This window comes from Virgibacillus alimentarius, assembly GCF_000709085.1.
GTDB lineage: Bacteria > Bacillota > Bacilli > Bacillales > Amphibacillaceae > Virgibacillus_B > Virgibacillus_B alimentarius.
In genome coordinates, this window is the sequence record NZ_JFBD01000103.1 from 1 (window position 1) to 8,895 (window position 8,895).

The 8,895-nt window shown below is 37.3% G+C and carries 11 protein-coding genes, 1 other RNA gene and 1 pseudogene; all 13 read left to right on the top strand.

The genetic code is table 11. The annotated features are described in order from the left end of the window. Window positions 1–16 precede the first annotated feature (16 nt). Complete coding sequence (gene tadA, locus GZ63_RS0114455) at window positions 17–475, top strand: tRNA adenosine(34) deaminase TadA (RefSeq protein WP_029270775.1); 459 nt, start codon at window positions 17–19, stop codon at window positions 473–475. Between the two features lie 50 nt (window positions 476–525). Further along, window positions 526–791: signal recognition particle sRNA large type (gene ffs / locus GZ63_RS17570), an RNA gene on the top strand. Window positions 792–1,029: 238 nt separating this feature from the next. Beyond that, the gene (dnaX, locus tag GZ63_RS0114460; RefSeq protein ID WP_029270776.1) at window positions 1,030–2,724 is read left to right on the top strand and encodes a DNA polymerase III subunit gamma/tau; all 1,695 of its coding nucleotides are present in this window, start codon (window positions 1,030–1,032) and stop codon (window positions 2,722–2,724) included. A 52-nt stretch (window positions 2,725–2,776) separates the two neighbouring features. Beyond that, on the top strand, window positions 2,777–3,097 hold the full coding sequence (locus GZ63_RS0114465; RefSeq protein ID WP_029270777.1) for a YbaB/EbfC family nucleoid-associated protein: 321 nt from the start codon (window positions 2,777–2,779) through the stop codon (window positions 3,095–3,097). A 13-nt stretch (window positions 3,098–3,110) separates the two neighbouring features. Then, the gene (gene recR / locus GZ63_RS0114470; protein ID WP_029270779.1) at window positions 3,111–3,707 is read left to right on the top strand and encodes a recombination mediator RecR; all 597 of its coding nucleotides are present in this window, start codon (window positions 3,111–3,113) and stop codon (window positions 3,705–3,707) included. 28 nt (window positions 3,708–3,735) lie between these two features. Continuing rightward, window positions 3,736–3,942 carry a YaaL family protein gene (locus tag GZ63_RS0114475; protein ID WP_226374440.1) on the top strand — a complete coding sequence of 69 codons (207 nt, stop codon included), beginning with the start codon at window positions 3,736–3,738 and terminating at the stop codon, window positions 3,940–3,942. Between the two features lie 75 nt (window positions 3,943–4,017). Further along, a complete protein-coding gene (locus tag GZ63_RS0114480; RefSeq protein WP_029270783.1) occupies window positions 4,018–4,281 on the top strand; it encodes a pro-sigmaK processing inhibitor BofA family protein in 264 nt (87 codons plus the stop codon). A gap of 158 nt (window positions 4,282–4,439) precedes the next feature. After that, window positions 4,440–4,631, top strand: a complete 192-nt coding sequence (locus GZ63_RS0114485) for a sigma factor G inhibitor Gin (RefSeq protein ID WP_029270785.1) — start codon at window positions 4,440–4,442, stop codon at window positions 4,629–4,631. Between the two features lie 285 nt (window positions 4,632–4,916). Further along, on the top strand, window positions 4,917–6,365 hold the full coding sequence (locus GZ63_RS0114490; RefSeq protein ID WP_029270786.1) for an aminotransferase class I/II-fold pyridoxal phosphate-dependent enzyme: 1,449 nt from the start codon (window positions 4,917–4,919) through the stop codon (window positions 6,363–6,365). Then, window positions 6,362–7,043, top strand: a pseudogene (gene tmk, locus GZ63_RS0114495) (dTMP kinase). The gene GZ63_RS0114490 and the pseudogene tmk overlap by 4 nt, the downstream one beginning before the upstream one ends. Further along, window positions 7,012–7,341 carry a cyclic-di-AMP receptor gene (locus GZ63_RS0114500; RefSeq protein WP_029270788.1) on the top strand — a complete coding sequence of 110 codons (330 nt, stop codon included), beginning with the start codon at window positions 7,012–7,014 and terminating at the stop codon, window positions 7,339–7,341. The pseudogene tmk and the gene GZ63_RS0114500 overlap by 32 nt, the downstream one beginning before the upstream one ends. A 69-nt stretch (window positions 7,342–7,410) precedes the next feature. Then, the gene (locus tag GZ63_RS0114505; protein ID WP_029270790.1) at window positions 7,411–7,845 is read left to right on the top strand and encodes a YaaR family protein; all 435 of its coding nucleotides are present in this window, start codon (window positions 7,411–7,413) and stop codon (window positions 7,843–7,845) included. A 20-nt stretch (window positions 7,846–7,865) separates the two neighbouring features. Then, window positions 7,866–8,849, top strand: coding sequence for a DNA polymerase III subunit delta' (gene holB, locus GZ63_RS0114510; RefSeq protein WP_029270792.1), 984 nt, complete (start codon window positions 7,866–7,868; stop codon window positions 8,847–8,849). The last annotated feature ends 46 nt before the right edge of the window (window positions 8,850–8,895 follow it).

Consider the following 8,895-nt stretch of genomic DNA (forward strand, 5'->3'; position numbering starts at 1 on the left):
AAGAGTTGAGTAAACGATGTCAGATGAACAATTTATGCAAATTGCTATAAAAGAGGCAAAAAAGGCGAGGGAGCTGAATGAAGTACCAATTGGGGCGGTGATTGTCTATAAGGATGAGATCATTGCTTCAGGTTTTAATTTGCGTGAAACATCGCAATCTTCCCTGTCCCACGCCGAATTGATTGCAATTCAAAAAGCAAATAAACAACAAGGAAGCTGGCGTTTAGAGGATTGTACGTTATATGTTACTCTTGAACCTTGTCCGATGTGTGCAGGAGCGATTGTCCAATCCCGGATAAAACGGGTTGTTTTTGGAGCTTTTGATCCAAAAGCAGGCTGTGCTGGAACTTTAATGAATTTGCTCTCGGAAAAGCGATTTAACCACCAAGTTGAGTTAAGGAGCGGTGTTCTTGAACAAGCGTGTGCACATTTATTAAAGGATTTTTTCAAAGCATTAAGAAACAGAAAAAATTAACAACAATCTTTTCTTGTTTTTTGAAGAAAAAATAGTTATAATAAAGAATGTCGTGCTAAGTGGGGAGGTAGCGGTGCCCTATACTCGCAATCCGCTATAGCGAGACTGAATTCCCGTCCAAGGTGTGGCGGCTTTATGGCCTGCCTTAAGGGAGTGGTGTTGACGCTTAGGTCCTGCGCAACAGGGACCCATGAATCCTGTCAGATCCGGAAGGAAGCAGCAGTAAGTGGTTATCCTTGTGTGCCGCAGGGAAGCCTAGGCCGAGCCATGAACTTAAGTAACGCATAGGGTCATCACATCGACGATGGGTGCACGGCGTACATATTGAAAAAGCTGTATCAAAATGTTTTAGGGCATCTTTTGATACAGCTTTTTTGTATCACTTATCATTTTAGAACCTTATATTAAAGGGGATTAAGAACTTCGAATACTTTTTCTTTTCCACCACGTATCAGCCACTTGATGAATTTTTTCTTATTTAATCGCTTGGGTTCACATAGCACCTATAAATCGGGTATAATTAAAGGTAAGATTAGGGAGAGGAACGGGTATTTATGAGTTATCAAGCATTATATCGTGTCTGGCGTCCAAAGAATTTTAGCGATGTTGTGGGACAAGCGCATATCACCAGAACATTGCAAAATGCGATTGCACAGGAAAAATTTTCACATGCTTACTTATTTTCTGGACCTCGTGGAACGGGAAAAACAAGTGCAGCTAAAATTTTTGCTAAGACCATCAATTGTGAGCATGCACCGACAACAGAGGCATGTAATGAATGTGCAGCCTGTCGTGGTATTCAAGATGGTTCCATTTCGGATGTAATTGAAATAGACGCCGCTTCAAATACAAGTGTAGATGATATTCGTGAAATCCGTGATAAAGTTAAATATGCTTCAAGTTCTGTCCCTTATAAAGTATATATTATTGATGAAGTGCACATGATTTCAGTAAATGCATTTAATGCGCTGCTAAAGACATTGGAAGAGCCACCAAAGCATGTTGTATTTATTTTAGCGACAACAGAGCCACATAAAATACCACTAACGATTATTTCAAGATGTCAACGTTTTGATTTTAAGCCCATTGGCAGTAGGGCAATTGTTGATCGAATGCAAAAAATTATTGATGCTGAGAATATTACCGTTTCACCCGAAGCATTGGAAACTGTGGCATTAGCTGCAGAAGGCGGTATGCGGGATGCATTGAGCATACTTGATCAGGCGATATCGTATAGTGACGATACTGTTGAGTTAGATGATGTGTTAGCCGTTACCGGAGGCGTATCCCAACAAATATTAACAAATATTGTTAAGGAAATGTATCATAAAAATGTGCAGCAAGCACTGAATCTTTTGGACGATTTAATTCAACATGGTAAGGATCCAGCGCGTTTTGTGTTTGATTTAATTTACTTTTTACGCGATTTGTTGTTATATAAGAGTGCCCCGTCTTTGGAAAATGTTCTGGAAAGAGCTAGAATAGATAGCGAATTTAAGCAGTTGTCAGCAAATGTTCATGTAGAATGGATTCAAGATGCGATTATGCAATTAAACCAATGTCAACAGGAAATTAAATGGACGAACAGTCCAAAAGTATTTATTGAGATTTCAATTTTAACGATAACAAACAGATACCATGAAAAGCAGCAAGCAGGCGACGTGGCTGACTCAGAAGAAATAACGAGGCTGACGAATAAGCTGGCACAATTGGAAAAAGAAATCAATACATTAAAGGAAAGACCTGTTACAGCAACTCCAACAAAAAGTTCAGACCCGAGAAAACCACCAGCCCGAGCAATGAGAAATAGTTATAAAATCCCATATGAAAAAATTCGCAACGTGCTTCAAGAGGCGAAAAAAGCTGCTTTAAAAGAAGTACAATCGGAGTGGGGCGGATTTTTAAACAAATTAAAAACAACCAACGCCCCCGCGCATGCGACAATTCAAGATAGTAAACCTGCGGCTGCATCAGATAAAGCGCTCGTGGTTGCGTTCAAATATGAAATTCATTGTTCCCTGTTTTTGGATAATCAGGAGATTGTAGAATCGGTACTTTCAAATATAATCGGAAAGCAGCTTGAAATAATTCCAATTCCGGACAATAACTGGAAGGAATTACGCAATGAATATATAAGTATTCAAGAACACCCTGCATCAGCCTCAAAGAATAAGGAGCAAGAAAAAGATCCTTTAGTAGAGGAGGCAAGAAAGCTTGTCGGGGATGATCTATTAGAAATACATGATTAAGCTTTAGTTTCATTCAGTAATTATAAAGGTACATGAAAAGGAGGCGTTTTCCATGAAAGGTATGGGAAATATGGGGAATATGATGAAGCAAATGCAAAAAATGCAAAAAAAGATGGCGAAGGCGCAAGAGGAACTGCATGCGATGAGCTTTGAAGCAACTGCAGGCGGTGGAATGGTGACAATTACCGCAAATGGTCAAAAGGAAATTACAGATGTACAAATTAAAGAAGAAGTAGTTGATCCAGATGATGTAGAAATGCTACAAGACCTTGTTCTTGCAGCTACAAATGATGTCATTAAGCAGATTGATGAAAAAACCAATGAAACAATGGGACAATTTACGAAAGGATTAAATATGCCCGGAATGTTCTAGGAGGCACTTATAGATGTATTATCCAGAACCGATTTCCAAACTGATTGACAGTTTTACAAAATTGCCAGGAATCGGACCAAAAACTGCCGTCCGACTGGCTTTTTTTGTTATTAATATGAATGATGATGATGTAATGGATTTTGCTAACTCGTTAGTAAAAGCGAAGCGGGAATTATCTCACTGTTCGATCTGTGGACATATTACAGATCAGGATCCATGTTCCATTTGCCAGGATAATTCAAGAAATTCATCCGTTATTTGTGTTGTGCAGGATCCAAAGGATGTCATTGCCATGGAAAAAATGAAGGAATTCAGTGGAAAATACCATGTTTTACATGGTGCTATTTCACCCATGGATGGCATTGGGCCTGAGGACATAAACGTACCCGATCTGATTAATCGCTTAAAAGATGAAGAAGTAGATGAATTAATCTTAGCTACAAACCCAAACATTGAAGGAGAAGCAACTGCAATGTATATTTCACGTCTTGTGAAGCCTTCAGGGGTCCGTACAACGAGAATCGCTCATGGGCTGCCTGTTGGCGGTGACTTGGAATATGCTGATGAAGTTACGCTTTCAAAGGCGATCGAGGGCAGAAGAGATTTGTAGAATTTAGGTGAATGGCATGGGGAGGAAAATGAACAAGAAAAAAGAAATAGATCAGCAGTTGCTAGAATCTATTTTCACTTTAGAAAATGAGTGGAAACAAATTCAATCGCTCTTAGAAAATAGTATTGAGCCTATTGATAGTATTATATATAAAAAAGGGTTAGCTCGAGCAAAGTATTTGTTTTTACTTAGAGAAGCAAGGCACAGGAAAATAAATGCAACCTGGAATTACTAATCAGTTTTAGTTCTTTTTCGGTGTTTCTTTTCATACTTTTAGTATAAAGAGACAAAGAAAAGGAGTGTACGTAGGATGAACTCTACATTAGTCATTTCCATTATGGTTGTATTAATTGTATTATTATTACTGATCGGTGCTCCTGCTAAACCAATGCGTTTTATCGCCCACACTACTGTGAAATTAGGCATTGGTGTCCTATTTTTGTTTTTTGTTAACGTTTTTGGAGGAGCAATTGGATTACATATACCTATTAATCTATTTACGATAGGTATATCAGGATTTTTAGGTTTATTTGGACTAGCGTCCCTTGCAGCAATTCATTTATTTTTACTTTAGTAAAATAGTTGAGAGCTTACATGAGCTTTCGGCTATTTTTTATTTCATTTTTGAATACAAACAGGCATGGGGAGCATATACTTTATCAAAGTTTACAAGATTTATATGTATAGATTCCGTTAGATTAGGAGATGCTAAAACTAACGGAGGTGAAGAAAATGAATCGGTTTATCGTATTTGAACGGTGTGGCATATGTGAAGAGGAAAAGAAGGAAGGAATTCATTTATACAACCTATTTATTTGCTGTGAATGTGAACGAAACATGATCCATACGGAGCCACGGGAGGAAAAGTATAACTATTATTTAAGAAAGTTAAAAAATATGAATCAACCAAGATTATATTCTTAGATTTGTAAGATATGATTGTTTCTAAAATTAATCTCCTTCTTATTTGTTATAGTCTTTGCTTGCAAAGGCTTTTTTTATTGTTTTAGGTGTAAAGTCTCTTCCTTCCATTTTTAAAAGGGTGGTGGTCCGAAAAAAGTGCCTGGAATTCTAAAATTGACCAATGATGACCATAAAAGTAAAATATATGAAATGGATTTGGAATTTACAAATAGTCTATAAGATGCGTAATGGTAAGTTTAAAGCCTTATTATAAAGATAATTAACATAGAAGGATGTTGAATAAAATTGAAAAAAGATCATCAAGTAACTCCACTATATACAAAGTTAAAGCAATATGCTGCGGCAGCCCCAATTTCCTTTCATGTCCCTGGACATAAGAACGGCCTCATCTTTCCAAAGCGTGCAGACCGCTTTTTTGGTTCAATTTTGCCCATTGATGTAACGGAGATAACAGGAATGGATGATTTACATGCCCCGAAGGAAGTAATTGCTGAAGCGGAAAGTTTAGCAGCTGATTACTTTGGATCAATGCGAAGTTTTTTTCTCATTGGTGGAAGCACAGTTGGTAATCTAGCAATGATTTTGGCTGTATGCGTTACGGGAGACAAAATCATTGTACAGCGGAACTGTCATAAATCGATTATGAATGGACTGGAATTAGCTAATGCTGATCCTATTTTTATAACACCTGATTATGATGAAGCGGTGAATCGTTATACTAGTCCCAGCCCGGCAACATTAAAACAGGCCTTAGAGGAACATAAAGATGCCAAAGCTGTTGTATTAACCTATCCCGATTACTTTGGCAGAACATACGCGATAAAGGAAATGATTGAACTGGCACATACCTATCAGATACCTGTATTAGTTGATGAAGCACATGGAGTTCATTTTTCTTTAGGAATTCACCCATTTCCACATTCAGCACTGAAGTTCGGTGCAGATGCTGTAGTACACTCCGCCCACAAAACATTACCAGCAATGACGATGACTTCTTACTTACATATAAACTCATCATTCGTTGCGGAAGAAAAGGTTGCCCATTTCTTGCAAATATTGCAATCTAGCAGCCCATCCTACCCATTAATGGCATCACTAGATATTGCCAGATCATTTTTGGCAACCCTGACTTCCAAAAGCGTATCAGATGTTTTAACTAGTGTGAAACAAGTCAGACAAGTTATGGCATCACTAAATGCATGCGTCGTTCTTCCAATTTCAGAAAAAGATGACCCCTTAAAGATTACGTTATCTATGAAAAAAGGAATTTCTTCTGCTTTGGTCGCAAGTCTTTTTGAAAAAAATGGGGTTTTTCCTGAACTCGTCACACATAATCAACTTTTATTCATTCATGGATTAGCTCCTTTTCATAGATTAAGTGAGCTTAAAAAAGCAGTAACAAGCATAAATGATGAATTAAAAATTAAAACAAATCATGCTACAATAGATATGAAAGAGTTATTTTCAAATAAAGTGCATAAATTAGCTTTGACTTATCCAAAAATGAGTCAACAGACTTCTGTACTAACCCTTCTAGATAATGCAAAAGGAAAAATAGCAGCAGAGGCAGTGATCCCATATCCGCCAGGCATTCCTTTCATTCTTAAAGGGGAAGAAATAACTGAGACACACATACAAATGATTAAACAATTAATCAAGCAAGGTGTTACTTTTCAGCACTGTGATATAAATAATGGTATAAAGGTTTATAATAAAGGAGAAGAAGATACGTGAACGGATATTTTATAACATTTGAGGGTGTAGAAGGTGCTGGAAAAACGACAGTTATCCATTCAATACATCACAAATTATCTGACATGGGCTACGATGTACTTGAGACAAGGGAGCCGGGTGGTATTGAAATCTCGGAAAAGGTGAGAGAAATCATCCTAGACCCTCTTCATACAGAAATGGATGCACGTACAGAAGCACTGTTATACGCTGCTGCGCGAAGACAGCATTTAGTTGAAAAAATACTGCCAGCATTAGACCAAGGGAAAATCGTTCTCTGTGACAGATTTATCGATAGCAGTCTCGCTTATCAAGGGTATGCCCGAGGTCTAGGAATGGATGAAGTATTTGGAATTAATCAGTTTGCTATTTTAGATTGTATGCCGAGTTTAACTTTATTTTTTGATATTGAACCAAAAAAGGGATTGCAACGCATTAGTTTGAATAAAGATAGAGAGAGGAATCGTTTAGATTTGGAAAAAGTTCATTTTCATGAGCAAGTTTATGAGGCTTATGAAATACTTTGTAAACGCTATTCAAACCGTATCCAAAAAGTTGATGCAAACCGAGATGTAGAACAAGTTGAAATAGACACGCTGGAAAAAATCATTTCTCATTTGCAAGCAAAGTAAAAAAGGAGGTAAAGAAAGTGAAGTTAATTATTGCTGTTGTTCAAGATAAGGATTCTAATCGTCTGACAGATGCCTTAGGAAGTGAAAATTTTCAAACGACAAAGCTAGCTACCACGGGTGGATTTTTGAAGGAAGGAAATACAACATTAATGATTGGCTGCGGGGATGATTATGTGGATGATGCATTATCCATTATCCGTGACAATTGCTCTCAGCGTGAGCAAATGGTTGCACCTATTTCACCAATGGGTGGCAATGCAGATTCCTATATCCCAAAACCTGTTAAAGTAGAGCTTGGCGGTGCAACCGTATTTATCCTGCCAATCGAGTCATTTTATCAGTTTTAAGCATAAGTCGAAAAGAATGCTGACAACTCTGTTCGTTTACAAAATGCCATTAATTAAAGGGGCTGGCCTATGAAAATTAGTCAGGAAATGCGCTCACAAATCGAAACGACATTTAATCGAACTGCGGGAAAAAGCAAACAAGGGTTTGACAGGATGGTTCAGTCCCAAACACATCAGTTAAGACAACAGGCCATTGAGCAATTAATAAGAGATATTACCCATCAAGGGGAGAAGCTTGCGCATTTTAGGTCATTTAAAGACTTAGTAAAGTTTAAGCATATGATTAAAGATTTATTGCAAGAAACAGTTTCCAATGGACTTGATATAAAAAAGTCTTATCGTTTTAACTACGGGGGACAAAACCATGAATTATCGATTATAAAAGAAGTTGATGAAAAATTAATAGCATTAACAGAGGAAATGATGAATCACGAAAAAAAGTCAGTAGACCTGCTTGGTATGATCGGTGAAATAAAAGGTTTACTGGTTAATTTATATATGTAATAAATGAAGGATGAACTGGGATGAAAACATGGTCTGAGGTTATGGAAATTCAACCTTTAGCAAGTAAAATTATTACAAATAGTATAAAGAAAGATCGTATTTCTCACGCCTATTTAGTTCAAGGTGAACGTGGCACCGGAAAAGAAGCCATTGCTCTATTGCTGGCAAAAGTACTGTTTTGTGAGAATTTAAGAGACGCTGACCCTTGCCACATATGCAGTAATTGTAAGCGTATTGATTCCGGAAATCATCCAGATGTTCACTGGATTGAGCCCGATGGGCAGTCGATAAAAATTGAACAAATCAGAAACCTGCAGAAAGAGTTTATTTATTCAGGAGTTGAATCAACGCAAAAAGTATATATTATAAAAGGCGCTGATACGTTGACAGCAAATGCTGCAAATCGTATTTTAAAATTCCTGGAGGAACCGAGTAAAAAAACAACAGCAATGATGCTGACAGATAATAGTCAATCCATCCTTCCAACGATAAGGTCTCGTTGCCAAGTAATAGACTTGCGCCCACTTAATCCTAGATTATTCCAACAGCAGCTTACCGAATCAGGAATGTCCGAGGCAAATGCGATTTTAATGAGTGCTTTAACGAATAATTTAAATGATGCGTTTACATGGATTGAAGATGAGTGGTTTGCAGAGTCCAGAAAGATAATGGTACAATTAATAGACATGTTTTCAACTAAGCCTGATGATGTTTACTTATTTATTCATCAGCATTGGATTCCACATTTTAAAGATCGAAAGCAGCAAGAACAAGGATTTGATTTACTGCTTTTAGCTTTTAAGGATATTTTGTACGCACAAATTGGAAGAGAGGACTCCATGGTAGTGTTTACTACGGACGATGAAAGTCTTCAACGAACAACAAGGTATTTTTCGCAGGAAAAACTTCACCATATTTTAAATGCGATCTTGCAGGCAAAACGGAATTTGAAGCAAAATGTTCATCCAACTTTAGTGATGGAACAATTAACACTTCAAATATAGAGGTGATAAAGGATTGATTAAGGTTATTGGTGTCCGCTTTAAAAAA

Excerpts from the sequence above, each read along its gene's own strand:
- tadA (WP_029270775.1), top strand. The coding sequence starts at position 17 with ATGTCAGATGAACAATTTATGCAAATTGCTATAAAAGAGGCAAAAAAG.
- dnaX (WP_029270776.1), top strand. The coding sequence starts at position 1,030 with ATGAGTTATCAAGCATTATATCGTGTCTGGCGTCCAAAGAATTTTAGC.
- GZ63_RS0114465 (WP_029270777.1), top strand. The coding sequence starts at position 2,777 with ATGAAAGGTATGGGAAATATGGGGAATATGATGAAGCAAATGCAAAAA.
- recR (WP_029270779.1), top strand. The coding sequence starts at position 3,111 with ATGTATTATCCAGAACCGATTTCCAAACTGATTGACAGTTTTACAAAA.
- GZ63_RS0114475 (WP_226374440.1), top strand. The coding sequence starts at position 3,736 with ATGAACAAGAAAAAAGAAATAGATCAGCAGTTGCTAGAATCTATTTTC.
- GZ63_RS0114480 (WP_029270783.1), top strand. The coding sequence starts at position 4,018 with ATGAACTCTACATTAGTCATTTCCATTATGGTTGTATTAATTGTATTA.
- GZ63_RS0114485 (WP_029270785.1), top strand. The coding sequence starts at position 4,440 with ATGAATCGGTTTATCGTATTTGAACGGTGTGGCATATGTGAAGAGGAA.
- GZ63_RS0114505 (WP_029270790.1), top strand. The coding sequence starts at position 7,411 with ATGAAAATTAGTCAGGAAATGCGCTCACAAATCGAAACGACATTTAAT.
- holB (WP_029270792.1), top strand. The coding sequence starts at position 7,866 with ATGAAAACATGGTCTGAGGTTATGGAAATTCAACCTTTAGCAAGTAAA.